Annotated in this window: 29 protein-coding genes, 1 other RNA gene and 1 pseudogene; 12 read left to right on the top strand and 19 right to left on the bottom strand. The window is 63.1% G+C overall.

Translation table 11 applies throughout. The features are described from left to right. Positions 1 to 26: 26 nt before the first annotated feature. A complete protein-coding gene (locus tag AC1RZR_RS17955; protein WP_481825464.1) occupies positions 27 to 914 on the top strand; it encodes a LysR family transcriptional regulator in 888 nt (295 codons plus the stop codon). Positions 915 to 918: 4 nt separating this feature from the next. Here AC1RZR_RS17955 and AC1RZR_RS17950 read toward each other — a convergent pair whose 3' ends face one another. The 3 genes from AC1RZR_RS17950 to AC1RZR_RS17940 are packed head-to-tail and all read right to left on the bottom strand — an operon-like array spanning position 919 to position 2363. Beyond that, a complete protein-coding gene (locus AC1RZR_RS17950) occupies positions 919 to 1446 on the bottom strand; it encodes a GNAT family N-acetyltransferase (protein WP_481825463.1) in 528 nt (175 codons plus the stop codon). A 40-nt stretch (positions 1447 to 1486) separates the two neighbouring features. After that, the gene (locus AC1RZR_RS17945; RefSeq protein ID WP_184873406.1) at positions 1487 to 1795 is read right to left on the bottom strand and encodes a hypothetical protein; all 309 of its coding nucleotides are present in this window, start codon (positions 1793 to 1795) and stop codon (positions 1487 to 1489) included. Positions 1796 to 1799: 4 nt separating this feature from the next. Continuing rightward, complete coding sequence (locus AC1RZR_RS17940; RefSeq protein ID WP_481825462.1) at positions 1800 to 2363, bottom strand: helix-turn-helix domain-containing protein; 564 nt, start codon at positions 2361 to 2363, stop codon at positions 1800 to 1802. Between the two features lie 155 nt (positions 2364 to 2518). Between AC1RZR_RS17940 and AC1RZR_RS17935 the strand changes: the two genes are divergently transcribed. Then, positions 2519 to 4354, top strand: a complete 1836-nt coding sequence (locus AC1RZR_RS17935; RefSeq protein WP_481825461.1) for an ATP-binding protein — start codon at positions 2519 to 2521, stop codon at positions 4352 to 4354. Between the two features lie 195 nt (positions 4355 to 4549). Here AC1RZR_RS17935 and AC1RZR_RS17930 read toward each other — a convergent pair whose 3' ends face one another. Both AC1RZR_RS17930 and miaA read right to left on the bottom strand, forming a co-directional pair. Continuing rightward, positions 4550 to 5341: a GGDEF domain-containing protein gene (locus AC1RZR_RS17930; RefSeq protein WP_379021989.1), complete on the bottom strand. Its 792-nt coding sequence runs from the start codon at positions 5339 to 5341 to the stop codon at positions 4550 to 4552. Positions 5342 to 5470: 129 nt separating this feature from the next. Next, entirely contained in the window at positions 5471 to 6439 is a 969-nt protein-coding gene (gene miaA, locus AC1RZR_RS17925) for a tRNA (adenosine(37)-N6)-dimethylallyltransferase MiaA (protein WP_481825460.1), read from the bottom strand. Here miaA and serB point away from each other — a divergent pair. Both serB and AC1RZR_RS17915 read left to right on the top strand, forming a co-directional pair. Next, a complete protein-coding gene (gene serB, locus AC1RZR_RS17920) occupies positions 6429 to 7316 on the top strand; it encodes a phosphoserine phosphatase SerB (RefSeq protein ID WP_481825459.1) in 888 nt (295 codons plus the stop codon). The genes miaA and serB overlap by 11 nt on opposite strands. Further along, positions 7313 to 7885, top strand: coding sequence for a GNAT family N-acetyltransferase (locus AC1RZR_RS17915; RefSeq protein ID WP_481825458.1), 573 nt, complete (start codon positions 7313 to 7315; stop codon positions 7883 to 7885). Before serB ends, AC1RZR_RS17915 begins: the two co-directional genes overlap by 4 nt. A 47-nt stretch (positions 7886 to 7932) precedes the next feature. On the opposite strand, the gene AC1RZR_RS17910 is transcribed toward AC1RZR_RS17915, so the two are convergent. From AC1RZR_RS17910 to AC1RZR_RS17885, 6 genes are all read right to left on the bottom strand, one after another. Then, complete coding sequence (locus AC1RZR_RS17910; protein ID WP_481825457.1) at positions 7933 to 9450, bottom strand: DegQ family serine endoprotease; 1518 nt, start codon at positions 9448 to 9450, stop codon at positions 7933 to 7935. Between the two features lie 228 nt (positions 9451 to 9678). Continuing rightward, entirely contained in the window at positions 9679 to 9867 is a 189-nt protein-coding gene (locus AC1RZR_RS17905) for a DUF2065 domain-containing protein (RefSeq protein WP_481825456.1), read from the bottom strand. Between the two features lie 6 nt (positions 9868 to 9873). Continuing rightward, positions 9874 to 10842: a protease modulator HflC gene (gene hflC, locus AC1RZR_RS17900; RefSeq protein WP_481825455.1), complete on the bottom strand. Its 969-nt coding sequence runs from the start codon at positions 10840 to 10842 to the stop codon at positions 9874 to 9876. Beyond that, positions 10842 to 11957, bottom strand: coding sequence for an FtsH protease activity modulator HflK (gene hflK / locus AC1RZR_RS17895; RefSeq protein ID WP_477274698.1), 1116 nt, complete (start codon positions 11955 to 11957; stop codon positions 10842 to 10844). The genes hflC and hflK overlap by 1 nt, the downstream gene beginning before the upstream one ends. 151 nt (positions 11958 to 12108) lie before the next feature. Next, positions 12109 to 12627: a dihydrofolate reductase gene (locus AC1RZR_RS17890; RefSeq protein ID WP_477274696.1), complete on the bottom strand. Its 519-nt coding sequence runs from the start codon at positions 12625 to 12627 to the stop codon at positions 12109 to 12111. Continuing rightward, on the bottom strand, positions 12627 to 13643 hold the full coding sequence (locus AC1RZR_RS17885; protein WP_481825454.1) for a DUF4424 domain-containing protein: 1017 nt from the start codon (positions 13641 to 13643) through the stop codon (positions 12627 to 12629). Before AC1RZR_RS17885 ends, AC1RZR_RS17890 begins: the two co-directional genes overlap by 1 nt. A 146-nt stretch (positions 13644 to 13789) precedes the next feature. On the opposite strand from AC1RZR_RS17885, the gene cobF reads away from it, so the two are divergent. Then, entirely contained in the window at positions 13790 to 14563 is a 774-nt protein-coding gene (cobF, locus tag AC1RZR_RS17880; RefSeq protein WP_481825453.1) for a precorrin-6A synthase (deacetylating), read from the top strand. A gap of 13 nt (positions 14564 to 14576) precedes the next feature. Here the strand turns inward: cobF and AC1RZR_RS17875 are convergent, their stop codons facing one another. The 4 genes from AC1RZR_RS17875 to modA form a co-directional block, all read right to left on the bottom strand. Next, positions 14577 to 14918, bottom strand: a complete 342-nt coding sequence (locus AC1RZR_RS17875) for a winged helix-turn-helix domain-containing protein (RefSeq protein WP_481825452.1) — start codon at positions 14916 to 14918, stop codon at positions 14577 to 14579. Positions 14919 to 14999: 81 nt separating this feature from the next. Continuing rightward, positions 15000 to 16112 (bottom strand): molybdenum ABC transporter ATP-binding protein, encoded by a 1113-nt coding sequence (modC, locus tag AC1RZR_RS17870; protein WP_481825451.1) that lies wholly within the window; start codon positions 16110 to 16112, stop codon positions 15000 to 15002. Next, a complete protein-coding gene (gene modB / locus AC1RZR_RS17865) occupies positions 16109 to 16813 on the bottom strand; it encodes a molybdate ABC transporter permease subunit (RefSeq protein WP_481825450.1) in 705 nt (234 codons plus the stop codon). The genes modC and modB overlap by 4 nt, the downstream gene beginning before the upstream one ends. A gap of 25 nt (positions 16814 to 16838) precedes the next feature. Continuing rightward, complete coding sequence (modA, locus tag AC1RZR_RS17860; RefSeq protein ID WP_481825449.1) at positions 16839 to 17633, bottom strand: molybdate ABC transporter substrate-binding protein; 795 nt, start codon at positions 17631 to 17633, stop codon at positions 16839 to 16841. Positions 17634 to 17794: 161 nt separating this feature from the next. Between modA and AC1RZR_RS17855 the strand changes: the two genes are divergently transcribed. Next, on the top strand, positions 17795 to 18004 hold the full coding sequence (locus AC1RZR_RS17855; protein WP_095202217.1) for a TOBE domain-containing protein: 210 nt from the start codon (positions 17795 to 17797) through the stop codon (positions 18002 to 18004). Positions 18005 to 18046: 42 nt separating this feature from the next. Here AC1RZR_RS17855 and AC1RZR_RS17850 read toward each other — a convergent pair whose 3' ends face one another. Both AC1RZR_RS17850 and AC1RZR_RS17845 read right to left on the bottom strand, forming a co-directional pair. Continuing rightward, complete coding sequence (locus tag AC1RZR_RS17850; protein WP_477275011.1) at positions 18047 to 18841, bottom strand: thymidylate synthase; 795 nt, start codon at positions 18839 to 18841, stop codon at positions 18047 to 18049. Between the two features lie 226 nt (positions 18842 to 19067). Beyond that, the gene (locus AC1RZR_RS17845; RefSeq protein WP_477274683.1) at positions 19068 to 19379 is read right to left on the bottom strand and encodes a DUF2853 family protein; all 312 of its coding nucleotides are present in this window, start codon (positions 19377 to 19379) and stop codon (positions 19068 to 19070) included. A 167-nt stretch (positions 19380 to 19546) separates the two neighbouring features. Here AC1RZR_RS17845 and ssrA point away from each other — a divergent pair. Beyond that, positions 19547 to 19906: a transfer-messenger RNA gene (gene ssrA / locus AC1RZR_RS17840) on the top strand. A gap of 120 nt (positions 19907 to 20026) precedes the next feature. Beyond that, positions 20027 to 20578 (top strand): AAA family ATPase, encoded by a 552-nt coding sequence (locus AC1RZR_RS17835; RefSeq protein ID WP_481825448.1) that lies wholly within the window; start codon positions 20027 to 20029, stop codon positions 20576 to 20578. A 42-nt stretch (positions 20579 to 20620) separates the two neighbouring features. Here AC1RZR_RS17835 and AC1RZR_RS17830 read toward each other — a convergent pair whose 3' ends face one another. Then, a complete protein-coding gene (locus tag AC1RZR_RS17830) occupies positions 20621 to 21826 on the bottom strand; it encodes a multidrug effflux MFS transporter (protein ID WP_481825447.1) in 1206 nt (401 codons plus the stop codon). 188 nt (positions 21827 to 22014) lie between these two features. On the opposite strand from AC1RZR_RS17830, the pseudogene AC1RZR_RS17825 reads away from it, so the two are divergent. The 4 genes and pseudogenes from AC1RZR_RS17825 to AC1RZR_RS17810 all read left to right on the top strand — a co-directional run bounded on the left by AC1RZR_RS17825 (position 22015) and on the right by AC1RZR_RS17810 (position 23863). After that, positions 22015 to 22705: pseudogene (locus tag AC1RZR_RS17825) on the top strand (TetR/AcrR family transcriptional regulator). Between the two features lie 118 nt (positions 22706 to 22823). Beyond that, positions 22824 to 23363, top strand: coding sequence for an SspB family protein (locus AC1RZR_RS17820; protein ID WP_477274675.1), 540 nt, complete (start codon positions 22824 to 22826; stop codon positions 23361 to 23363). A 15-nt stretch (positions 23364 to 23378) separates the two neighbouring features. Next, positions 23379 to 23624 (top strand): DUF4169 family protein, encoded by a 246-nt coding sequence (locus AC1RZR_RS17815; RefSeq protein WP_477274673.1) that lies wholly within the window; start codon positions 23379 to 23381, stop codon positions 23622 to 23624. Positions 23625 to 23644: 20 nt separating this feature from the next. Further along, positions 23645 to 23863, top strand: a complete 219-nt coding sequence (locus AC1RZR_RS17810) for a ribbon-helix-helix domain-containing protein (protein ID WP_477274671.1) — start codon at positions 23645 to 23647, stop codon at positions 23861 to 23863. Here AC1RZR_RS17810 and AC1RZR_RS17805 read toward each other — a convergent pair. Then, the gene (locus AC1RZR_RS17805; RefSeq protein WP_481825446.1) at positions 23860 to 25662 is read right to left on the bottom strand and encodes a chloride channel protein; all 1803 of its coding nucleotides are present in this window, start codon (positions 25660 to 25662) and stop codon (positions 23860 to 23862) included. The two genes, AC1RZR_RS17810 and AC1RZR_RS17805, sit on opposite strands and share 4 nt — an antisense overlap. Positions 25663 to 25748 lie beyond the last annotated feature (86 nt).

Raw genomic sequence — 25748 nt, 5'->3', positions numbered from 1 at the left:
TTTTGGCCAATGACCATAAATTTCTGATGCCTCGAACGATCCCCCCACCCTTGCCGCCGCTTGACTGGCTGCGCAGCTTCGAGGCCGCGGCGCGGCTATCGAATTTCACCGCCGCGGCGGCTGAACTCGGCCTGACCCAGGCGGCCGTCAGCCAGCACATCCGGTTACTTGAGGAACGGCTGAAGACGCGCCTGTTCTCCAGGCTGGCGCGCGGTGTCGCGCTGGCGCCGGAAGGTGCTGCTTACCTGCCTCACATCCAGTCGGCCTTTGCCACCATCGGCAACAGCACCGCGGAACTGTTCGAGCCGCGCGCCGTCCAGACCGTGACCGTTCGAGCGCCGATCTCCTTTGCTCTGCTGATGCTGGTCCCGGCTCTGCCCGATCTGGCCAAGGCGCTGCCACGCATCCAGCTCGATTTGGTGACGATCCATCGCCCAACCGACTACGACCTGCCGGGCTCGGTGCTCGACATCCGCTTCGGCAACGGATCCTTTCCCGGCCGCGAAGCCGACAGGCTGACCACCGAGCGGCTCGTGCCCGTGGCGGCCCCCGGTCTGGCGAGCGGCGCCGATTGGACCTCCCTGCCGCTGCTTCTGGTCGCCGGCGCGCGCGAGATGTGGGCGGAATGGTTCGCGGCCTCAGGATTGGCTGGCCACCCCAGGCGATCGCATCGCTTCGATAGTTTCGTCGCCGCGATGGAAGCGGCGAGCGCCGGCGGCGGCGTGCTGCTGGGCTCACGGCCTTTGGTCGATGCGGCGCTCGACGCCAGCACGCTGGTCAGGCTTTCCGATTTCGAACTTTCCAGCAGTTCGGGCCATTTTCTGACGAGGGCCTCGACCGCGCGCCTGACCAGCGCCGAGCAGGATTTCCGCGAGTGGCTGCTGTCGCGTCTCTCCGGTTCCGCGCCAGCGTGACTGGTTATAGGATTGACCCGATACGCTTCCAGTAGATGAGCGTGCCGGTCAGCCCGCCATGCGGCTTCAAGGCATAGTCCGGGATCTCGCCCGCCAGCGTGAAACCAAGCTTCTCGTAGAGGCCGGAAGCGCCCTCCTCGGTGGCTGTATCGAGAACCAGAAGCGTGCGACCCTGCTCCACGGCGAGGTTCTCGGCTGCCCGCATCAGGCGCGTTCCCACGCCCCTGCCCCGATAATCGACGCGCGTCATCAGCTTGGCGATCTCGGCCCGGTGCGGCTGGTTCGGCGGGCAGTCGAGCAGCAAGCTCACGGTGCCGATCAGAACCTTGCCGTCCCAGGCACCAAGCACCGCCCTTTCCCCTCTTGCCGCCGCAGCCAGCGATTTCTCCCAGAACGCCCTGGCTGCTTCCGGTGCTAGCGGATGCATGAAGCTGACCGATCCTCCGGCCGCTACCGTTGCGACCAGGAGTTCGGCCAGCATGTCCGGCGTCTCAGCTGCCGGGCTCAGGGATCCGATCTCGATCGAGTTCATGTGCACGATGTCCTGTGATTGCGATAGCACGGCGCTGCCGTCAGTCCAGATGGCGCACGCGGCGACGCTTTCGTGCCGCCTTGATGGCGCCGATGCGTTCGGTGTCCTCTTCCCTGAGATGCCGCCCGCGCTCCAGAATCTCGAGCGTATACTCCTCATAGGTCAGCCCCAGCCTTTCGGCCTTGTCCATGCGCAGCAGCATGACCTCGCGGCTTGGCGCCTTCCACGCCTTGGCATGAGCGGCCTGCCAGGCAAGGAAGATGTAGGGATCGCCCTTGCCCCATGGCGGCCCCTTGTACTCATCGAGAGGCGGCCCCCCATTGTGGGAGCGCTTTGGTCGTCTGGCCATCAGTTCAACCCCTGACCAGCGCGACGAGATAGTCGGCGCCCGCTTCCGGGGCGTGAAAGGTGCAGTCCGATGGTGCGCCGAGCGCCAGGCAGTCGCCCGGCTCGAGCCTGTGCACCACGTCGCCCTCCGTGAAGTCCAGCCGCCCCGAAATCAGCCATATCTGCTGCTTGATGAAAGCGTAGGAAGCGGCGGGAAAACTGACCCTGGCGCCCGCCGGCAACTGGACCCTGATCAGTTCCAGCGGCATGTCCGAGGCGGGCGACAGATGCCGCCTGACATAGCCGGTATCGGGATCGCGCCACACCGGTTGATCGGCTTGGCGCAGCAGCCCGCCGCCTTGCAATTCGGCGCGCGCGATGAGCGTCGACAGCGTCAGGCCGAAGGCCGCGGCGATGCGCACCAGAAGCGCAGCCGTCGGGCTGGTCTTGCCGCGTTCGATCGTGCTGAGCATCGCCTTCGACACAGCCGACCGCTCCGCAAGCTCGGCCAGCGACCAGTCCCGCATGATCCTCTCGGCATGGATTCTTCTGCCGATGGTCGAGGAAATATCGTTCGCTATATCATCCATACGTCCAGTATAGCGAAATATCGGCGTTGGAGAAGAGTCGTCTCGCGACAATTTTCACGAGCACCTTAATCGTCTCTACACCATCCGACCTCACCCCGCCTTAACCCCATTCCTGTAGGATCGATGCTCCAGGGGAAATGGGGATTGGCCTGTCCATGTATGTCGAACGCGAAGCCTCCGTTGGAGAACCAACATCGCAGGAGCGTCGCACCGCAGAGCAGAACGACAGGCGCATTCTGGGCAATGTCGTGCAATGCGATGGCGCGCGCGCCACCATCAGCGCCTATGCGGACGATGTTGACGGCGCGGTGACCGGCCTGTGGACGGTCGGCAAGATGATTTCCATCAATCTCGGATCCACGCGAACCGTCGGCCTGGTCTATGGGATCGGCAAGTCGGACCGCGCCTGGAGCAATGAAGGCCAGAACCCGATCGAGGTCAGCATCGAGCTGATCGGCGAAGTCCGCGACGGAGCAGAGCCGGGCGCCAAGCCGATCTTCGATCGCGGCATCACCACCTATCCGCATATCGGCGCCATCGCCCATCGCATCCGCACCCGTGACCTGCAGGCGGTCTATGATCTTGCCGGGCGTCATTCGATCACCATCGGCACACTCTCGCAGGATGAGACGATCGCCGCCAACATCGCCATCGACGACACGCTGGCGCGTCACTTCGCCATTGTCGGTACCACCGGCGTCGGCAAATCCACCGCCGTCTCGCTGCTGCTGCGCAAGTCGATCGCGGCGCGGCCCGACCTGCGCATCCTGATCCTCGATCCGCACAACGAGTTCGCCGCGTCGCTGCCCGAATATTGCGTCAGGGTCGATTCCAAGACGCTCGACCTTCCGTTCTGGATGTTCAGGCTGGAGGAATTCGCCGAGGTGCTATTCCGCGGCCGCGAGACCGTGCCGGAAGAGATCGACGCCTTGCGCGACCTCATCCCCGCAGCCAAGAACCTTTACCGCAATCCGAATTCGGGCAGCTACATCAGGCGCGGCAGCGACGCGCTGACCGCCGATACGCCTGTGCCTTACCGCATTGCCGACCTTATCAAGCAGATCGACGAGCGTATGGGCATGCTCGAAAGCAAGACCGATCGTCCGACGCTGAAATCCCTGAAGACGCGCGTTGAATCGGCCGCTGCCGATCCGCGCTACCGCTTCATGTTCAACTCGCGCCTGATCGAGGACACCATCCACGAGACGATCGGCAACCTCTTCCGCGTGCCGCATCATGGCCGCCCGGTGACCTGCTTCGAGATGGCCGGCATGCCGTCCGAAGTAGTCAATTCCGTCTGTTCGGTGCTGGCGCGCCTGGCCTTCGACCTTGCTTTGTGGAGCGAGGGCAAGCTGCAGCTTCTGTTTTTGTGCGAAGAAGCGCACCGCTATATGCCGGCCGATCCGCGTCTCGGCTTCGCGCCGACCAGGCACGCGCTGTCGCGCATCGCCAAGGAAGGCCGCAAATATGGCTGCTATCTCGGCGTCGTCACCCAGCGCCCGGGTGAGCTCGACCCAACCATCCTGTCGCAATGCTCGACCTTCTTCGCCATGCGGCTTGCCAATGAGCAGGACCAGGCGATCATCCGCTCGGCGATTGCCAACTCCTCTGCCTCGACGCTGGCCTTCCTGTCGTCCATGGGCCAGCGCGAAGCCATTGCCTTTGGCGAAGGCGTGGCGACGACCATGCGGCTGAAGTTCGAAAAACTGTCCTCGGAATTGCTCCCCGGCACGGCCAAGCGCGAAGAGGCCGCATCATCGAAGTCAGGCGACGATATCGATCTGGTGGCGATCGTCGAGCGGCTGCGCAACGTGCCGAAGCCGACACCGCAGGCGATGGCCTTCGCCGAAGTCGTCGATTCCGGCCGCCAGGCCGGCGATCCCGACTACCGCAAGCCGCCGGCCGCCACCCGCGTGCAATCGGATGACGATTTCGACATGCGCTACGGCCTCAAGCCCGCGACCTTCGGCCTGCGCCCGCAAAACGACTAAACCTGCAGCGTTACGTCCTTCTGCCGACAGATTGGGAAGCCGCGTCAAGCGTCCAAGGCGTCTGCTCGTTCGCGCGCTGGGTAAATCCCGAAAGGGAATTCATCAGGCCGAGCTGAATGACGTGGCTTTCGAGAAGCACCGGAAGTCGAGAAAGCCGCGTCAAGCGGCCTGCCTCATGAATTCTTCGTCGGGATTTCAGGCGCAGACGCGGTTGCGGCCTTGCCTCTTCGCCTCATAGAGCTGGCGGTCGGCCCGGCGATAGAACTCCTCCGCGGTTTCCTTTCGGTCCCAGACCGCCAAACCGACGCTGGTGGTGATCTTGAGGCGGACATTGCCTGATAGCACCGACATGTTGGCAATCGCCTTGCGGATGCGCTCGGCGAACTTGCCCAGCAGTTCGGCGTCCATGTTGGGCGTGACCACGGCGAACTCCTCGCCGCCCAATCGCGCCACCACGTCGTGATAGCGTGTCATGTCCTTGAGGCAATTCGCGACGGCCTTGAGCACCTCGTCGCCGACATCATGGCCATGGGTGTCATTGACCTGCTTGAAATGGTCGAGATCGAGGATCATCAGCCCGACGGGCTTTTCGATGCGCCGGAACTCCTCGAGATACTCCTTCAGCGCATCGTCGAAATAGCGCCGGTTCTGCATGCCGGTCAGGCCGTCGGTCAGGGCCGCATGCTCGAGTGTCTCCGAGCGGGCGCTGAGCGAAACCGTCATGGCGCGCAGCTTGCCTTCCTCCGTTGCCTGTTTGCGGATCAACGGATAGATGAAGAAGATGCCGAAGAACAGCGCCGTGGCCAAAAGCACGCCGGTCGCGAACAGCAGCTTGTTGAGATAGATGACCTTGTCCATGCCCGAAGCCGTATGCAGCTCGGTGGCGAAGGATTGCAGAAGCCCGTACGCATGCAGCGTCACCAGGCCGGCGGCCAGGATCACGAAGATAAAGACGAAAAATGCTGATTCCGCCTTGTGGAAACGCATCTGCTCCCCGTTGGAAAAGTGCCCACTGACCTTATGGCACGGGCGGGCTTACGGAGGGTTAATCCGGACAACCGCAACGCGAACCTTTCCTTGCAAGTCAACTTTTCAGGTTGCAGCGGAAACAAGCGATCAGATCGTGGTTTCCAGATCATCACCGGGGCGCAATCTGAGCCATTCCGGCCCCAATTGATGCCTGAACCAGGTCGACTGCCGCTTGGCATATTGTCTGGTTGCGATCTTGGCGCGCTCGATCGCCTCGGGAAAGCCAATCTCGCCTGCCATCGCCGCCTTCAGTTCGCGAACGCCGATCGCTTTCATCGCAGGCAGGTCGGGATCGAGGCCAAGCGCCGATAGCCGCCTGACCTCGTCCAGCGCCCCCTTGTCCAGCATTTGGTCGAAGCGTTTTTCGATGCGGTCGACCAGCGCCGCCCGGTCCGGCTCGATCACGAAGAAATGCGCGCTCTGCCTGTCGACGAGCGGCTGGCCGCGCTCCGCCTGCCAGTCCCGGATCGAACGGCCCGACGCGTCGAGCACTTCCAGTGCCCGCACGATGCGCTGGCTGTCGGTCGGCTTGAGCATCATGGCTGACGCGGAATCCTCGCGCAGCAGCAGGCCGTGCAGCTTGACGGCGCCCTGCTCCTTCAACTCATAGCGCCAGCGGTCACGGATTCGCTGCGGAATGTCGGGCATTTCCGAAATACCCTCAGCAAGCGCACGGAAATAAAGCCCGGTGCCACCGACAAAAATTACAGGCCGTTCGAAGAACGTGCTGTCAGGTCGCCCGCGGAGCGTCCCGTCGTCGATCAGCTTCATCACGTCGCGTAGCCAGGCGCCGGTGGAATAGGCTGTGGCCGGGTGGACATGGCCATAGAGAAAATGCGGCGCGCGGGCGAGGTCGGCCGCTCCCGGCCGGGCGGTCAGCACGTCGAGCACGGAATAGCCCTGCATGGAATCGGTGTTGACGATGACGCCACCCCTGCGCTCGGCCAGATCGAGCGCCAGCGCAGACTTGCCGCTGGCGGTCGGCCCGGCTATCAGGATCGCGTTCTTCACGCGGCCCTCGCCCGCCTGTCCGCCGGAATCTTCCATGCCGCTCATCGCCACGCTTGTTTCCCGTCCCGCCGACCGCGCTTTGTCGCTGTCGCTTGCGAATATGGCGTCACAGTCGGTCGGCGCAAGCGCTGTTGTCTGGCTTGCCGACGGGATTGCCTGCGATCTTGCCTTGCCCCGGGAAGCCAACGTCGCCGATACGAGTGCCGCCTTGCGCGCAGCACTCGCCACCGAGGCGGTCGACGTGATCGTCCAGCAGGCGGAAACCAGGCGCAAGAAGATCCTCATCGCCGACATGGATTCGACCATGATCGACCAGGAATGCATCGACGAACTGGCCGACGAGATCGGCGTCAAGGATCGGGTTGCCGCCATCACCGCGCGATCTATGAATGGCGAGATCGCTTTCGAACCGGCCTTGCGCGAGCGGGTGGCGTTGCTGAGGGGCCTCGACGCCGCGGTGGTCGACCGCATCGTCGCCAATCGCCTGACGCTGGCCTCGGGTGGCCGCGCGCTGGTTCGGACCATGCGCGCCAATGGCGCCTGGACAGCACTCGTGTCCGGCGGCTTCGAAGTGTTCACGACGCGCATCGCGGCCATGCTTGGCTTCCAGGAGAACCGCGCCAATCGCCTGCTCGAACAGGACGGCCGCTTCACCGGGCTGGTCGGCGAGCCGATCCTCGGCCGCGCCGCCAAGGCCGATGCGCTGCTCGAGATTTCAGCGCGGCTCGGCCTGACGCCCGCCGATGCCATGGCGGTCGGCGATGGCGCCAATGATCTCGACATGATCCGGCTGGCCGGCACCGGTGTCGCCCTCCATGCCAAGCCGACGGTGGCGGCACAGGCAAAGGTTCGCATCGACCATGGCGACCTGACCGCATTGCTCTATGTGCAGGGCTACAGCCAGGAAGAGTTTGTGCAATGAAACCAATGCGTACCGAGCGCCTGATCCTGCGCAACTGGGAGGATCGCGACCGCGAACTGTTCCACAGGATCAACTCCGACGAACAGGTAATGGAGTTCTTTCCGTTCCGCCGCGACCGTGCCGCCGCGGATGCCAGGATGGAAGAGGTCCGCGCATGGCTCGAGGAGGACGGCTATGGCTTCGCCGCAGCCGAAATCGCGGCCACGGGAGAGTGCATCGGCTTTGTCGGGATAACCGGAACAGAAGATATTGACGTCCTATCTGCCGGCACGATCGAGATCGGCTGGCGTCTTGCCCCGGAATTCTGGGGCAAGGGCTACGTCACTGAGGCGGCCGAGGCCTGGCTGGCCTACGGTTTCGAAACGCTTGGCCTGGACGAAATCGTGTCTTTCGCGGTCTACGACAACCATCGCTCCACCGCCGTCATGAAACGCCTCGGCATGAGCGCGGACCCGGCCGGCGATTTCGACCATCCCGACGTCCCGGACAGCCACCCCCATCTCAAGCGGCATGTCCTCTACAGACTGTCGCGCCAGGACTGGCAGGCAAGAAAAAAGGCGGCTCGATAGCCGCCTTTCTTCTTGCTAAATTCAGGGACTACAAGCTGTTCTGGACTTCAGTCCATCCGGATCGTCACAAACCGCAGTTCACCGGTCTTCGACGCCAGCATCAAGAGCGCGTTCTTGCGCCCCTGTTCCTTCAGAGCACCGATCCGGTCCATGACGTCCTTGGGCGTTGCGACCAATTCCTGCGCAATCTCGGTGATCACCTCGCCCGGTTGGATGCCGCGCTCGGCGGCGGCCGAATCCTTGGTGACGTCGGTGATGACGACACCCGAAACATCGGCCGCGATGCTGAACTTCTTGCGCGTCTCGTCGTTCAGTTCGCCGACAGTCATGCCAAGCACCGAGGCCGTCGAAACCGCAGGAGCCTTGTCGCCCTTGTCCTGGTCGGTGTTGCTGCCGTCCTCGCCGCTGGCGAGCTTTTCGCCATCCTCGAGCCGGCCGAGCGTCACCTTCACGGTCTGCTCGACGCCCTTGCGCACGATCAGCACGTCGACGGCCTTGCCGACCGGACTTTCGGCGACCACGCGCGGCAGGTCGCGCATTTCATGGATGTCCTTGCCGTCGAACTTGATGATGACGTCACCGGCCTGGATGGTGCCGTTGTCGACGGGGCCGCCCTTGATGACGCCGGCAACCAGCGCGCCCTTGGCGGTCGCCATGCCGAGGCTCTCGGCGATATCGTCGGTCACCGGTTGGATGCGCACGCCGAGCCAGCCGCGCCGCGTCTCGCCGAACTGGCGCAACTGGTCGACGACGCCGGAGGCGAGCTGCGAGGGGATGGAGAAGCCGATACCGATCGAACCGCCGGACGGCGAAATGATCGCGGTGTTGATGCCTATGACTTCACCCGCGCTGTTGAACAGCGGCCCGCCGGAATTGCCGCGGTTGATCGCGGCATCGGTCTGGATGAAGTCGTCATAGGGACCGGAATTGATGTCGCGGTTGCGGGCCGAGACGATACCGACCGTCACCGTGCCGCCGAGGCCGAACGGATTGCCGATCGCCATGACCCAGTCGCCGACGCGCATCTTGGTGGAATCGCCGAACTTCACCGCCGTCAGCTTGTGGCCTTTCGGGTCGACCTTGAGCACCGCGACATCGGTTTTGGTGTCGGTGCCGACCAGCGTCGCCTTCAGCGTGATGCCATCCGAGAAATTGACCTCGATGTCGTCAGCGTCTGCGATGACGTGGTTGTTGGTGACGACGATGCCTTGCTCCGCGTCGATGACGAAGCCGGAGCCCAGCGACTGCACCTTCTGCCCGCCATTGTCCTTGTCGCCACCACGGTTCTTGAAGAAATCGTCGAAGAAATCCTGGAAGGGCGAGCCCTCCGGCAACTGCGGCATCGGCACCGCGCCCGGTCCCTCGGTACCCTTCACCGTCTGCGAGGTCGAGATATTGACCACCGCGCCAAGCAGGCCTTGCGCCAGATCGGCGACCGAAGCGGGTCCGTCGGCGGCAAATGTCGGCGTCACGAAGGATGGGACAGCGGCGGCGCTGACAAGAAGTGCTGCCGCGCCGGCGATGAACGTCCGCCGTGCCGCGCGCAAAAGGGTGTTGGATGTCATCGAGAAGCCTCCCGGTATTCTTGAAAAGAAAAGCGCTTCGACGAAAACGCCGCGTCGCGCCATGTTGGCAAAAAATACGGCACGTTTGCGGCTATGACTAACGGCAGTGGATAAATCATCCGTTATCCCTTGGATCGAAAGCTCGTATGCCTTGGATCGAAGCTCGTATCCCATAGAAGCTCGTATCCCGGGATCGAAGCTCGCATCCCGAAAACCGAAGCGCGCCGCTCACCCGCTTCGCACCAGCCAGACGATGCCGACGCCGATGGCAATTGCCGCCAGCCCTGCGATCCGCAACGCGTTCTCGGGCAACGACAGAACTTCGGTGGCAAGCTTCCTGGCAAGGCCGGGAAAGCCGCCATAGACCAGACCTTCTATCACAAGGACGAGGCCCATGGCGGCGAGAAAATCCCGCACCGACCGCTACTGGCCGGTGCTGGGCTGTGCCGCCGGCGCGGCGGGTGCCGTCGCCGGAGCGGCTGGCGCGGGCGAAACCGGCTTCGCCGGTCCCTCCTTGCCGTCGGGATCGCGGAAGAAGCGGAAGAACTCCGAGTTCGGCGACAGCACCATCGTCGTGCCGGTGTTGTCCAGCGCCGTGCCATAGGCGTTCATCGACCGGTAAAAATCGAAGAAGGCCGGATCGCGCTGATAGGCTTCCGCGAAGGTGGCACTGCGCTGGGCTTCGCCCTCGCCGCGCAGGATTTCCAACTCTTTCTGCGCTTCGGCGACGATCTCGACCACTTCGCGATCGGCACGGGCCGTGATGCGCTGTGCCGCTTCGTTGCCGCGTGCCCTCAGCCGCGCAGCCTCTGCCAGGCGTTCCGCCTTCATGCGGTCGAAGGTCTGCTGTGAGACTTCGGCCGTGAGATCCGTGCGGCGGATACGGACATCCTCGATCTGCAGGCCGAGCGACGTGGCGTCCGGCCGGAGCTGATCGCGGACTTCGCGCATCATCACGGCACGCTGTTCGGAGAGTGCGGCCTCGAAATCGCGCAGACCGTAGACGCGGCGCAAGGCAGCGTCGAGACGCGTCCTGAGCCGGGCTTCGGCCAGTTCGATCTGGCCGGACACGGCGGCACGGAAGACGCGCGGATCCGAGATGCGATAAGCGATGAAGGCATCGACCTCATAGAACTTGCCGCCCGACACCTGGACGCGGATGTTGTCGAGGTCGAAGCGCAGCACCCGGTTCTCGATCAACTGCACCGTATCGGCGTCGAAGAACGAGAACGGTGCCTTGAAGTAGATGCCGGGCTCGCTCTTGACGTCGACGATCTCGCCGAACCTGAGCACCAGCGCCTGCTGGCGCGCATTGACCACGAACACCGACGAATAGAGCAGGAACAGGATGACGGCCGCGGCGACGGCGATGATGGGGAGACGATTGGCCATCACTGGTTACCTCCCGTAGTGCCAACAGGCGCGGCCGGTACCGGCGCTTTCGGCTGCAATGCCGGCAGCGGCAGATAGGGGACGACCCCTTGCCCGTTGCCCTGCTCTACGATCACCTTGTTCGAATCCTTCAGAACCCTCTCCATGGTTTCCAGATAGAGGCGCTTGCGTGTCACATCCGGCGCCTTGGCATATTCGTCATAGACCGAGATGAAGCGCTGCGCCTCGCCTTCGGCTTCCTGCACGACCCGGTTCTTGTAGGCGGCCGCGTCTTCGCGAACCTGTGCGGCCTCGCCGCGTGCCTGGCCGAGCTTTTGGTTGGAATACTGGTTGGCCTGCTCGACGAACTTGTCCTCGTCCTGCTCGGCGCGCTGCACCTCGTCGAACGCATCGGCCACCTCGCGTGGCGGTGCTGCATCCTCGATCGAGACGGCGTTTATGTTGAGGCCGGCCTTGTAGCCGTCCAGCGTCGTCTGGATGATCTCACGCACGGAAGCTGCGATGCCCTGGCGGTCATCGCGGAAGATGTCCTGTGCCGGCCGGCGGCCGACGGCTTCGCGCATCGCGCTTTCGGCAACCTGCCGCAGCATGCCGTCGGGATCTGAGACGTCGAACAGATAGGCCCGGGGGTCGGAGACCTGATAGGCCACCGAGAACTGGACGTTGACGATGTTCTGGTCGCCCGAAAGCATCAAGCCATTGCCGCTGGTGTTGCCGCCGCCAATGTCGACGAGCTGTTCGGAAATCTTGGCCGTTTCGACGGTTTCGAGCGGCCACCAATGGAAATGCAGGCCGGGCTGCGACAGTTCGGCCTTCGGCTTGCCGAAGCGCAGTTCAACCGCGACCTCGTCGGGCTGCACGGTGTAAACCGCCTGGAACGCCCACAGCACCACAAGTGCTGCCGCGATCAGCCCGAAAATGGCCGGGCTTGCGCCACCGCCACCCGGCAGGGCGCGCCGCAGCCTGTCCTGGCCGCGGCGGATGATGTCTTCGAGATCGGGAGGCGAGCCCTGCGGGCCGCTCGGTCCCTTTGGTCCCTGCCCCCAGGGTCCCTGATTGTTGCCGCCGCCGCCCCATGGGCCGCCGCCACCGCCGCTTTTGTCGTTCCAGGGCATGAATGTCCTTTCGCTTGGAATTCCCTCAAGCGCCGATGCTACGGCGCGAAATCCAGTGTGATACTTCTATAGGGACGCCACGAGGCGCTTTCAACGCGATGCGTTGCCGACTTCGTTCGATTTGGTCCGGTCGCGACCCTTTGTCGTTCTTTCAATGCACGTCGCGGCGTCGCTCGTAAACCGAATAGCGCGTTGCGTGGCTGTCCTTTTCCCCGGCCGGCACCTCCTGCGAGCTGACAACGCGCCAGGAATTCGCGTCGATCGGCGGAAAATGCGCATCGCCATCGACCGTTTCCAGCACATGGGTGACATGCAGCCGGTCGGCGAGCGGCAGCGCCTGGGCGTAGATTTCGCCGCCGCCGATGACGCAGACCTCGTCCACACCGACCATGCAGCGCCCGCGCACCGTAGCCAGCTGGATCGCGGCTTCGAGCGAATGCACGACCTCGACGCCTTCGGCGCGCCAGGCCTTGTCGCGGGTCACCACGATGTTCAACCTGCCCGGCAGCGGCCGGCCGATGCCTTCATAGGTCTTGCGGCCCATGATGATGGGCTTGCCCATCGTGTCCGCCTTGAAGCGCTTGAGATCAGTGGACAGCCGCCACGGCAGCCCGCCGTCCCGCCCGATCACGCCGTTTTCGGCGATGGCGACATAGATTGCGACGTACATCAGTTGCCATCCCCGTTATCGCTGTCCGTTGGATCGAGCAGCAGGATGTCGATGTCGTGCTCGGGATAGAAATCGTCCGCCGTCATCTCGAAGGTGGTTGGCCCGACCTTTTTGACATTGTCGCCGCAGAACGAGACCAGGGCTTTCGGATTGCCCTTGTCGACCGTCAGCTTGAACTTGCCGATGGTACCCGCCGCCCCGTTGCCGCCGGTGGTCAGGATATAGGCGATGCGGCTTTCGTTGTAACTGGGATAGCCCTCGGGATCATCCTTCGCCGCCTTGCGCACCGCGTTCTCGAAAGTATCGTCCATGCAGTAGCGGGTCTTGTAGGTGGCGTATTGGCCCTGGAACTGGCCGTCGAAGAAAAAGCTGACCGAAGACGTGCCGCCGACGCTCGGCTTGTAGCGGTGCGAGACATGAACGTCCTTGTTGGCCGGAAAGGTCGAGCGCCACCAATAGGTCGAACGCAATTGCCAGAACGGCGCGTAGTCGGGTTTAGCGCCGGGGCTGTCGTCAATCGTGTCCTCAATAATGATGCCGCGGTTGACCCAGTCATCGGCCACCACTTGCGGCAGCTTTGCCAATGCGGCCTTTGCCGCGTCGCCAAACGGGTTGAACGGCACATTCTGCGCTTTCAGGTCGGCACCGATATCGATGCCGAGCGCGAACACCTTCTGCTCGAGCTGCGGCTTGGCCGCGATGCCGTCGATCGTTACCTCGAAGCCGAGAAAATTATCGCTCTGATTTTCCGGAATCGCCGGCATCTCCTCGGGATCGCCCGAAATATCCGGCATCGGGAAGGCGACGATCGCATCGACATCCTTGTCGGTGTTGTTGTGGAAGACGTAGTCGACCGTCATCTTTTCCGGCGAGATGAAGAGGTCCTCGCTTTGCATCGACACGGCATCGCTGCGCGACAGGATCAGGCCGCCAGTGCCAAGCTCGGCAACCGAATCATTGGCGAATGCAGGCACGGCTGAAAGCGCCAGCGCTGCAGTCATAACGTATCGCAACATGGAAGCCCCCTCGGCCAGAATGCCCACATGACCCTAGCCGGTTCAACGTGACGTTTCAAAGCCCTTCCGCATCCGCGGGCGCGCCAAAGGGGGTCTGGACCAAGCGGTCTGGACTAACAGGTTCCGATCGGGCAGGAGTTCGCTCCATGCGCAAGCTTCTCGTCATCGGCATCGGCGCCGGCAATCCCGACCATATGACCGTTCAGGCCATAAACGGCCTGAACCAGGCCGACGTGCTGTTCATTCCCGACAAGGGGGCGAAAAAGAACGACCTTGCCGACCTGCGTCGCCAGATCTGCGACCGCTTCGTTAGCAACCCGAAATCACGCCGCGTCGAATTCGACGTGCCGGTGCGCGCCGAGCCGGCGCCCTCCTACCGCTCGACCGTGGACGATTGGCACGAGGCCATCGCCACGATCTACGAAGACCTTATCCGCGACGAGATTGCGCAGAACGGCTGCGGTGCCTTCCTGATCTGGGGCGATCCTTCGCTCTACGACAGCGCATTGCGCATCCTCGAGCGCGTGCGCCTGAGAGGCAATGTCGCGTTCGAGCTGGAGGTGATACCCGGCATCACCGCTGTCCAGGCGCTTGCCGCCAGCCACAAAATGGCGCTGAACCGCATTGGCGATTCCATCCTGATCACCACGGGGCGCCGTCTCACCCAGGAAGGCTTGGCCGACAATGCCGGCAGCACCGTCGTCATGCTCGACGGCAAATGCGCCTTCAACGTGCTGACCGACAAGGATGTCGTCATCCATTGGGGTGCCTATCTCGGCACGCCGGACGAGATCCTTCTCTCCGGCCGGATCGGTGATGTCGGCGCAGAGATCGAAAAGGTCCGCGAAGAAGCCCGCCGGCAAAAGGGCTGGATCATGGACACTTATATGCTGCGCAAGCCTGGCGAGCCGGAGGAATAGAGCGCCCGCCCTCTCACCCGCCGTCGATTTCAGACTGCAACGCCTCCATGTGGGTTGCAGCCGCCGAGGCCGCCGCGCGCTCGATGGCGCGGAAGCGGCTGACCACCGCAAGACCCACCGCCGTCAGGTGCGCACCGCCGCCCTTGCGGCCACCCGTCTGCGCCGCGACCAGCGGTTTGCCGAACACCCGGTTCATGTCCTCGACCAGGTCCCAGGCGTGCTTGTAGGACATTTCCATGCCGCGCGCGGCGGCCGAGATGGAGCCGAAGGCGGCGATCTGCTCCAGCAGCTCGATCTTACCCGGGCCGATGCGCCCGTCGGGATCGAGATTTATCCGCAAGCTCAGCGACGGCATTTTTTGTCCTCCGCGGTCACGCCCGATCCCATCTTAGAAGCTCTCCAGCGATGCCGCTATTCCAAAAAAACATAGCGATGATCATCCGTGCGCTTCGAGGGGCAGGCCGGCGCCAGTGTTGGCCCGGTCGAAGCTCACCGTCTTGACCACAGCGAAAATCTTGCCGCCGAGTTGAAGCTTCAGCGTGTGCCGCGACTGCTCGGTGATGCGGGCAAGCACGACTACGCCGTTGCAGTCGATGCCGACCTCGACCGTGGGGCCCTCACCGGGGCTTATCGCAGTAATGGTGCCCGGCAGGATGTTGAGTGCGCTGAGGCCGGTCGGCTCTTCGGTGGCGATCATCACATCGCGGGCGCGGATACGGATGCGCACCGGCGCGCCTGTCTTCGCCACCAGCCGCGGCACCCGGATCTCGCCGGCGGCCGAGCCGAGCACGGTCATGCCAAAAGTCTCGTCATGACGCAGCACCGTGGTGTCCAGCACGGCGCCGCCCTCGCCGCGCTCCTCCACCGGCAGCAGGTCGAGCCTCTGCATCACCGCATCGGTCGGGCCGCTGGCGATGACATGACCTTGCGCCAGCGTCACCACGTCGGTGGCCAACCGCGCCACCTCTGCTACGGAATGGCTGACATAGACGATCGGGGTCTTCGTCTCGTCGCGCAGGCGTTCGATATAGGGCAGGATCTCGGCCTTGCGCGCCTCGTCGAGCGAGGCCAGCGGTTCGTCCATCAGCAGCAATCCGGGGCTGGTCAGCAACGCCCTGCCGATCGCCACACGCTGCTTCTCGCCGCCCGAGAGCTTTGCCGGCCGCCTGTCCAGCAGCGGGCCGATGCCGAGCAGTTCGACGACGGCATCCATATCCGCGTAGCGCTGCGCTGGCGGCGTGAACCAGCGGCCATAGCGCAGATTGCCGGCCACGCTCATATGCGGAAACAGGCGCGCATCCTGGAACACCATGCCGATGCGGCGCTTGTGTTTCGGCACGAATATGCCGGTATTGGTGTCGACCAGCACGCGGCCATCGACCTCGATGCGCCCTTTGTCGGGTCGGATCAGCCCGGCGATCATGTTGATCACCGTCGTCTTGCCGGAACCCGAGGGTCCGAACAGCGCCGTCAGCCGCCCGGCGCTCTCGAAGCGGACGTCGAGGCTGAAGTCGCCGAGGCGATGGCTGATGTCGACGAGAACCGTCATTCGATGTCCATCCGCCTGCCGACACGCCGCGCCAGCACTTCCGACGCGACCAGTGCGGCCATCGAGATGACGATGGAGATCAGCGTCAGCCGGAGCGCGCCCTCATCACCGCCTGGCACTTGCGTGAAGGTATAGATCGCCGACGGCAGCGTCTGCGTCTCGTTGGGGATGTTGGAGACGAAGGTGATGGTCGCCCCGAACTCGCCCATCGCCTTGGCGAAGGACAGGATCGCACCGGCAATCAGCCCGGGCAGGATCAGCGGCAGCGTGATCGTGGCGAACACCCACAGAGGGTTGGCGCCGAGCGTTCCCGCCGCCGCCTCCATCTTGCGGTCGACCGCCTCGATCGACAGCCGGATCGCCCGCACCATCAGGGGAAAACCCATGATGCCGCAAGCGAGCGCAGCACCTGTCCAGCGAAACGAGAAAACAATGCCGAAATGCTCCGCCAGGAAGGCGCCGGCCGGGCCGCGCTTGCCGAAGGTGAGCAGCAACAGATAGCCCGTCACCACTGGCGGCAGGATCAGCGGCAGATGCACCAGGCCGTTGAGCAACGTCTTGCCCCAGAATTGTCCTCGGGCAAGCACCAGTGCAATCAATGTGCCGGGCGGCAGGCTGGCGACCATCGCCACCGTCGCCACCTTGATCGACAGCCGGACCGCATTCCATTCATCGGGAGTGAGGTCCAGCAGCCAGTTCATATTGCGATATCAGGCCCTTTCGAACTCAGTTGCTCGGCGTCAGGACGGTAAAACCCTGATCCTTGAACAGCGCACCAGCCTTGGCCGACTGCAGGCATTTCAGGAAGGCCAGCGTATCCTTGTCCTTCGAATCGGCGGTCTGGGCAACCGGGTAGATGATCGGCGGATGCGAATCCTCCGGGAAGGTGCCGACCACCTTGACGGCCTTTTCGGCATGCGCGTCGGTGGCGTAGACGATGCCGAGGGCCGCTTCGCCGGTCGAAACCAGCTTCAGCGCCGCGCGCACATTCTCGGCCTGTGCCACCTTGCCCTCGACCGACGACCAGACACCGAGCGATTCAAGCGCCGCCTTGCCGTATTTGCCGGCCGGCACCGCCTTGACATCACCCATGGCCAGCTTGCCGTCGCCGATCAGCTTGGCCAGGTCGAAGCCTTTCTCGATCCTGGTTTCAACCGTCGAGTCCTTCGGCGCCACCAGCACGATCTCGTTGCCGAGCAGCTTCACTTCGGTATCCGGCATGGTCAGCTTCTTGTCGGACAGATATTTCATCCAGTCGAGGTCGGCAGAAATGAAGACATCCGCCGGCGCCCCGCCTTCGATCTGCTTGGCCAGTGCCGAACTTGCGGCGTAGGAGACGGTCGCGGCTTCGCCGACATCGGCCTCGCAGGCCTTGTTCACCGCATCGAGCGCGTCCTTGAGGCTGGCCGCGGCAAACACGACCACCTTGTCTTGCGCATGCGCGGCCGGCACTGCCACCATCAGCGTCGCCGTCAAACCGCCAAGGGCGATCGCTCTCAATCCGAAACCTTTGCGCGTCATGGAAAACTCTCCCTGGGTTTGAAATCCGGTCGGCTCGAAGCCTGTCGACCGATATATCCGCATGAATATAACAAGGGAAGACCCGGTGCCCCGCGAAAACGTCTGTTCGACGTCGATTGTTCTGGTAAGACGGGCAAAGAAACCTTGAAAAAGGAACTCCGATGAAGATCAGTGCCCGCAACATCCTCAAGGGAACGATCACCGAGATCGTCAAGGGAGCCACCACCTCGCATGTCAGGATCGACATTGGTGGAGGCGCCATCGTCACCGCCTCGATCACCAATGAGGCGGTCGCTGACCTCAAGCTCGAAAAGGGCAAGCAGGCCTATGCCGTGGTCAAGGCTTCGGACGTGATGGTCGGCATCGACTGATCGGTGCCTGGTTTTTCGAAGGGCGCGCTAAATCGGCGGGCTCTAGACGGCGATAGGCGCCTTGATCGACGCATCAGCGACGTAGTTTTCCAGCCGAAAATCCTCGAAGCGGAAGGCGAACAGGTCCTTCACCTCGGGGTTGATCCACATCGTCGGCAGCACCCTCGGCGTGCGCCGCAGCTGCTCGCGTGCCTGTTCGAAATGGTTCGAGTAGAGGTGGGCATCACCAAGCGTGTGGACGAAATCGCCCGGCTTCAGCCCGGTCACTTGCGCCACCATCAGCGTCAGCAGCGCATAAGAAGCGATGTTGAACGGCACGCCGAGGAAGATATCGGCTGAGCGCTGGTAGAGCTGGCAGGAAAGCCGCCCTTCCGAAACGTAGAACTGGAACAGGCAGTGGCACGGCGGCAACGCCATGGCTTCCACTTCGGCCGGATTCCATGCTGAAACGATCAGCCGCCGCGATTGAGGATTCCGGCGTATCTCCTTCAGAAGATTCGTTATCTGGTCGATGGAACCGCCATGGCCATCCGGCCAGGAGCGCCACTGCTTGCCGTAGACCGGGCCGAGGTCGCCATTCTCGTCGGCCCATTCGTCCCAGATCGAAACGCCATGGTCGGTGAGGTACTTGATGTTGGTGTCACCGGCCAGGAACCACAGCAGTTCATGGATGATCGACTTCAGGTGCAGCTTCTTTGTGGTGGTCACCGGGAAGCCGCGCGCCAGGTCGAAGCGCATCTGATAGCCGAACACGGAGCGTGTGCCGGTGCCGGTGCGGTCGCCGCGATCGGCACCATTGTCCAGCACATGCTGCAAGAGGTCGAGATATTGGCGCATCGGTTCCGGCTCGATTCGATATTTCACCAATCATAGCGCATGTCTGGGCTGACGCCACGCTTGTCTGAAGTCTTCCCCATCCTGGCAGTGGAGACTTTGCAGAATTCGCCCTGGCGAGCCGAATGTGTGGTTTTCTAGAACCGAAGCTGGACGTACTTTGAAGCACGTTAGCGCCGGAAGCACAGAAAACCGCGCCGGTCGTCCGCCGGAAGTGAGATCAGAGGTCTCAGAGAGAGCCGAGCTTGCCCAGATCCTTCGCAACCAGATAATAGAAAGTCACCCGGTTCTTGGTGTTGTCGGCGGCCATCGCCTTGCAGGCCTTCTCAATCGACGCGTCGGCCTTCTTGTCGTCAGTGACGCCGAGCTTCTTCGAAACCCAACCCGCCTTGACGCGGTCGAGTTCCTTCGGATCGGTGCAGGACACCAGCGAGGAATCGCGGTTCCTGAGCGCAATGCCCAGGTGCTTCACGATCTTGTCGACCACGTCGGCGCTTGCCGCGGCGTCGTACTTCTTCACGTCTGCAAGATAGTCGGCCATCACAATTCCCCTCGTCGGCGCCACGGATCCGATCGATGAGGACTGTGGCGCGCTGCTGCAACCCTGCGCTAGGTCGGTAACTCCTCACCGTTGCAAAGCTTCGGTTGAGACCGCCCCCAAGTCAACCCTTGGCGACGCGGTTTTGGCGACGGACAAAGTGCCAATGCGGCCTTTCATTTCGTGCGATGTCCCCCTATATTCGTTTTGTCGGCTTGACCGACTATGGCGATAAATGGGCGATGAAATAAGCCGTTCGGACCCGGGGGCGGTACCCGGCGCCTCCACCAAAAGCCGCTGCTGACGACAGGGCGGTTCTTGCTGGGGGCGAAATAGGATCGACGAAGGTGTAAAGATCGTACTTTTGCCCGGCATGGTACCACCGTCATCGGGCTAAACCTGTAGTTGCAAATGACAACTATGCGGAAGCACGTCTCGCCGCGTAAGCGGTGCGATAGCTTCAATTCAAGCCCTAGGGGTTCGCACTTCTAGGCGGGGTTCGGAGGTACCTGGCAACAGAAACCTCCACTTCTCCTCCTTCACTATGTGTCACGCGCAATGGCAGCCCGCTGGCCAGCCTTGGCGCGTCTTTCGGGCCGCGAAGATCGCGAAGATCCCGCGCGCGTGCACCCCTCCCTCCCTGGACAAAGATGCAAAACGATTCCGATCGATTCTTCGTGTTGACCGGCGGTCCGGGTTCCGGCAAGACCACCTTGATTGAGGCCCTGTGCCAGTCAGGCTTTGCCACCTCGCTCGAAGCCGGCCGCGGCATCATCCGCGACCAGTCCGCCATAGGTGGGATTGCCCTGCCCTGGCGCGATCGCGCGCTGTTTGCCGAGCTGATGCTGTCGTGGGAGATGCGCTCCTATCAGGCCGCGCGCGAGCAGACGGGCCCGGTCTTCTTCGATCGCGGCGTGCCGGACACGCTTGGTTATTTGCGCCTGACCGACCTGCCAGTTTCCGAGCACGTCATGCATGCCGCCGAACGCTTCCGCTATGCCAGACGCGTCTTCATAGCCCCACCCTGGCCTGACATCTTTACGCAGGATGCCGAAAGAAAGCAGACGCTCGACGAGGCCGAGCGCACCTACCATGCGCTGGTCAAGACCTACACCGAACTGGGCTATGAGCTGGCCCCGCTGCCCTTGGCGCCGGTCGAGACGCGGCTGCGCTTTGTGCTGACCGAGGCAGGATTGATATGAAAAAGGCCGGGCAAGCCCGGTCTTCTCCTTGATTTCGATTGCTTATTCCGCCGGTGCCTCGACGGCTTCGCGCGCACGGCCGAGCGTGAACTTGGCCAGCGTGAAGGAAATCACTGCGCAAAGCGTGATGCCGGCGACCATCGGCAGCGGCGTCCCGTCGAAGAACACGCCGGCGACGCCCATGGCGAGCGCGCCGATACCGAAGTGCAGCGTACCCATCAGCGCCGAAGCGGTGCCGGCGATCTCGCCATGCTCTTCCATGGCCAGCACCGAGGTGGTCGGAATGACCAGGCCGAGGAAGCCGTAGCCGACGAACAGCAAAGCCGCCATCACGTCGAGCCGGTCGACGCCGGTCGCCATCACCGCAAACAGCACCACCATGGTCGTCGCATAGCCGGTCACCGCGACACGAACCACGCGTCGCAGCCCGAAGCGCTCGGACAGCAGTCCCGTCAGCTGCGACATGCCGATGAAGGCTACCGCGTTGATCGAGAAGAACACACTGTAGACCGACGGCGACAGACCGTAATGGTCGATCAGGATGAACGACGAACTCGACAGGTAGACGAAGAAGCTGGCAATGCCGAAACCGGCGATCGCCGTCAGCCCGAGGAAGTTGCGGTCGCCCATCAGCAAGCGGTAGGCGGACAACGCCGTGCCGAAGGAGGAACCGGCGCGTTCTTCCACCGGCCGCGTCTCCTTGAGCGAGGTCGCCAGAAGGATGGTCGCCAGCAGTGCAGCTCCGGTCACCGTCCAGAACACGGCGCGCCAGCCGAAACTCTCGATGATCACGCTGCCGGTCAGCGGCGCCAGGATCGGCGACACCGAAAACACCAGCATCAGCAAGGACATCAGCTTGGCGGCTTCAGTGCCGGTGTGCAGGTCACGCACGATGGCGCGTGGCACCGCCATGCCGGCGCTGGCGCCAAGGCCCTGCAGGAAGCGGAAGGCGATCAGCCATTCAATGGTCGGCGCCATTGCCGAACCGATGCCGCCAACCATGAACAGCGCAAGACCGCCATAGAGCGGCAGCTTGCGGCCGACCATGTCGGAGATCGGCCCGACGACGATCTGGCCAAAGCCCATCGACAGGAAAAAGATCAACAGGCTCATCTGCACGGCAGCGGTGCCGGAGTGCAGATCCGCGCCGATCGACGGCAGCGCGGGCAGATACATGTCGATGGCGAACGGGCCGATGGCGGACAACAGGCCGAGCACGACCGCGATGCGGAGGAATTTGGGACTCATGATCAAGGCTTCTTTCGAATCTGGTTGCCGCCGCAGTCGACGGGTAACCCAAGGACGTTCCATCCCCTGAAATTCCGACTTCCGAGAGACGAATTCTCTTCGTCTCCCCGGAGCGAAATCTCTTCAAGCTATGTCCACAAATTTAGACACTCTTGTCTAATTCGTCAATCACCTCTATATAGATTTCCATGAAGCTGCCCGTTTCTCCTGACACTTTCCCGCCACGCGGCCATGAGGCCAAGCGCATATCGATCGTCGAACTCGGCAGCTGCCGTGTTTTGCCGCGAAGGTTTCGCCGGCGCCAACATCGATCTGATCGCGGCCGAGGCCGGCGTCTCGCGCCAGACCGTCTACAACCATCATGGCGACAAGGAGAAATTGTTCATCGCCGTGGTTCGTGACCTGACCGAACGCTGCAATGCCGGTATCTTCGCCACCATTGCCACCTTCCCCGATCAGCCCAAGGACCTCGAAGTCGATCTGATCGGCTTTGCTGTGCGCCTGAACCAGAACTGCATCTGCAACCGCGATGGAAAATTCCTGCGCAAGCTGATCCAGACCGAAGGCGAGCGCTATCCCGAATTGTTTGCCGAGTGGCTCGAGCAGGGCCCGGGCCGGACATTGCCGGCAATCGCCGCGCGCTTCGCACGGCTGGCCTATGGTGGTTATCTCGCGATCGAGGATCCCGACGTCGCGGCACGCCAGTTCCTCGGCCTCGTCAATGCCGAACTGCAGACGACCTTCATGCTCGGCGGCACGCCGCGCGAGGACGAAGTGCTGCAATCAGCGACAAATGGCGTGCGCACCTTCCTGCGTGCCTTCGGCAAGCGGCGGTCTGTTGCCTCGGTGGAAAAGCAAACCGCGCTGGCCAGCGCCTGAACGATCAAATCGTTGGCAATAGTGCTCGCCTCGGTGCGGCGGTGATCTATATGCGGTTTACGCCGCCCTCAAGCTTGATTACAGGTATGCGGACGATTCAACGGAACCCGACCGCCACATGGCCGACGACCACATCCGCTACGACATTCTGGCCCAGGAGGCCTTGCGCGGCGTCATGCGCAAGGTCCTGGCCGAAGTCGCGCGCACCGGCCTCCCCGGCAACCACCATTTCTTCATCACATTCCTGACCGGCGCGCCGGGCGTGCGCGTGTCGTCGCGGCTGCGCGAGCGCTATCCCGAGCAGATGACCATCGTCATCCAGTTCCAGTATTGGGACCTGAAGGTGACCGACACCGGCTTCGAGGTTGGTCTGTCCTTCTCCGACGTGCCGGAGAAACTCGAAATTCCGTTCTCGGCCGTGCGCGGCTTCTATGATCCCTCGGTCAATTTCGAGCTCGAATTCGACGTCAAGACGGACGGGGCAGCCGAGGAACCAGTCGCCCAGGCCTCGCCGGAGCCGCTGACCGTCGTCTCCGAGAAAAAGCCGAAGGCCGAGAAGAAGGCCGCCGCCGAGTCGGAGAAGAAGCCCGCTGCTGCCGACGCCGCCGCCACCAAGGGCGCCGAAGTGGTCTCGCTCGACGCCTTCCGCAAGAAATAATCCACGTTTCGCGCAATGGCCGATATCGTCAATCTCCGCCAGGCCCGCAAGCAGAAGGCGCGGGACGAGAAGGTGCGCGTCGCCGGGCAGAACCGGGCCCTGCACGGCCGTTCCAAGGCCGAAAAGGAACGTGACCGCATGACCGCCGACAAGAGCGACAAATTCGTCGCCGGCCACCGACGCGAACCCTTTGGCGACAAAGACAGCCAGAGCGTCGGACCGAAAAGTGCACAGCGCTTTTCGGATGAATCCGATGCTTAGAGCAAAATGAGCGTTCTGCGGTGAGCGCGGTCGAAAAGCGCTCGGTGACCATTCGCGGTCACCGCACCAGCTACTCCTTGGAAAAGCCCTTCTACGACGATCTCGTCACGATCGCGGCGGCCAGAAAGCTGACGCTCGCCGCTCTTGTCGCCGAAGTCGACGAGACGCGCCCGCGCGATACCAACCTGTCCTCGGCTCTCCGGCTCTTCGTCTTGGAGTGGGCAAAGCGCGGCGCCTAGAGCCCCTCGAGAGCGTCTGCCTTTTTCCGGCGTCTGGTGCCGAAGCCAAGCAAGGTCGAGCGATCGCGATCCTCGGCCTGTTTTCTCGACCGCACCCGCATCAGATCCTTCCAGCCGACATAGCCGACCAGTTGCAAGTCGTCCCGGGTGACGACGGGCAGATGGGACACATTGGCCATCAGAAGCTTGTCGGAGAGACCTTCCAGGTATTCATCCGGATAGGCGAGCGTCACCTTGCTGCCGGCCAGCAGTTCGCCAAGCGTCGTGGTGCGGTGCCTGCCGACGCGTCTCCAGCGCAGGATCGCCGGCGGGTCGATGAGGCCGAGCACATGCCCGTTCTCGTCGACTACGGGAAAACTCGGATGCCGCGTTTCAGGCGCGGTCAGGAATGCCGCCGCGCCATGCAGGGTCATGTTCGCCGGCACGCTCTCGACCTTTGAGGTCATCACCTCGCGCACCCTGGTCAAGGCGAAGGGATCGACACGATATTCGCGAACCAGATGGTGTCCCCTTCTGGCGATCTTCTCGGTCAGGATCGACCGCTTCATCAGGAGCACAGTGACGGCGTGCGCCGCCGCGCAGGCCGCGATCAGTGGCACCAGCATATGTGTGTTGCCGGTCAGCTCGACCGCAAAGAAGGTCGCGGTCAGCGGCGCGCGCATCGTGCCGCCCATGGTGGCGGCCATCGCCAGCAGCGCCCAGAAGCCCGGATCTGCGGCAGGCAGAACGCCGGCAAGCACTGCTCCCATTGCACCGCCCATGATCAGCAGCGGTGCCAGCACGCCTCCGGACGTCCCCGAACCCAGTGCGGCCGACCAGATGATGGCCTTCACCACCAACAGGGTCAGTGCCGCCGTGGCGAATGTGCGACCATCCAGCATGTCGGCTATGTTGTCATAGCCGACGCCGAGCGCCCGTGGTTCGATCAGCCCGCCTATGCCGACCACCAGGCCGCCAAGCATCGGCCACCACATCCAGTGAATGGGCAGCTTCTGGAAGCCGTCCTCGCAGGCATAGACCATCTGCGTCAGCAGCCCCGACAGCAGGCCGGCCGCAACACCGATCGAGACCCAGCCGGCAAGGCCGACAAAGGACACTTGCATGCCGCCCTGAAACGGAAGGATCGGCCCGGGCATATGCAGCACCGTCCGCTCGACCTCGGCAATGATTGCCGCGACCGCCACGGGAACGAAGCTGCGCGGGGTCCATTCGAAAAGCAGCAATTCGACCGCCAGCATGATGGCGGCGATCGGTGTTCCAAAGACCGTGGTCATGCCCGCTGCCGCTCCCGCCACCAGCAACGTCTTGCGTTCATTGTCGCTGACCGGCAGCATCTGCGCGATCAGCGAGCCGATCGCGCCGCCCGTCATGATGATCGGACCCTCGGCACCGAATGGTCCGCCGGAACCGATCGAGATTGCTGACGACAACGGCTTCAGGATCGCAACCTTGGCGTCGAGCCTCGAACGCCCAAGCAGGATCGCCTCGATGGCCTCGGGAATGCCGTGGCCGCGAATCTTCTCGCTGCCGAAGCGCGCCATCAGGCCGATGAGCAGCGCGCCGATCACCGGGACGACGATAGAGGCATAGCCCAGCGGCGTGTCCTGGAGCTTCAGATCGGCAAGCGTGAACTGGCCAAAATAGGCAATGTTGGTGGCGAGCCGGATCAATTTCAAAAGCGCGATGCCGGCAAACAGCCCCGCCGTCGCCACCACCACGGCGATGGCGGCGACGACCAGCACCCTGGCGTCGGTGGTGAAATCCCTGAGATGGCCGGGATTGGAGTGATGGGACTTCATGGCTGATTTTGCTTTCTGGCGGCAGTTGGATCTCGGATAGGCGGCACGGTCGAAGCGGCCAGCCGGCTTTGTCGGCTGGATATGTA

This window comes from Mesorhizobium bavaricum, assembly GCF_056781655.1.
This window is presented reverse-complemented; position numbering and strand designations above follow the sequence as displayed.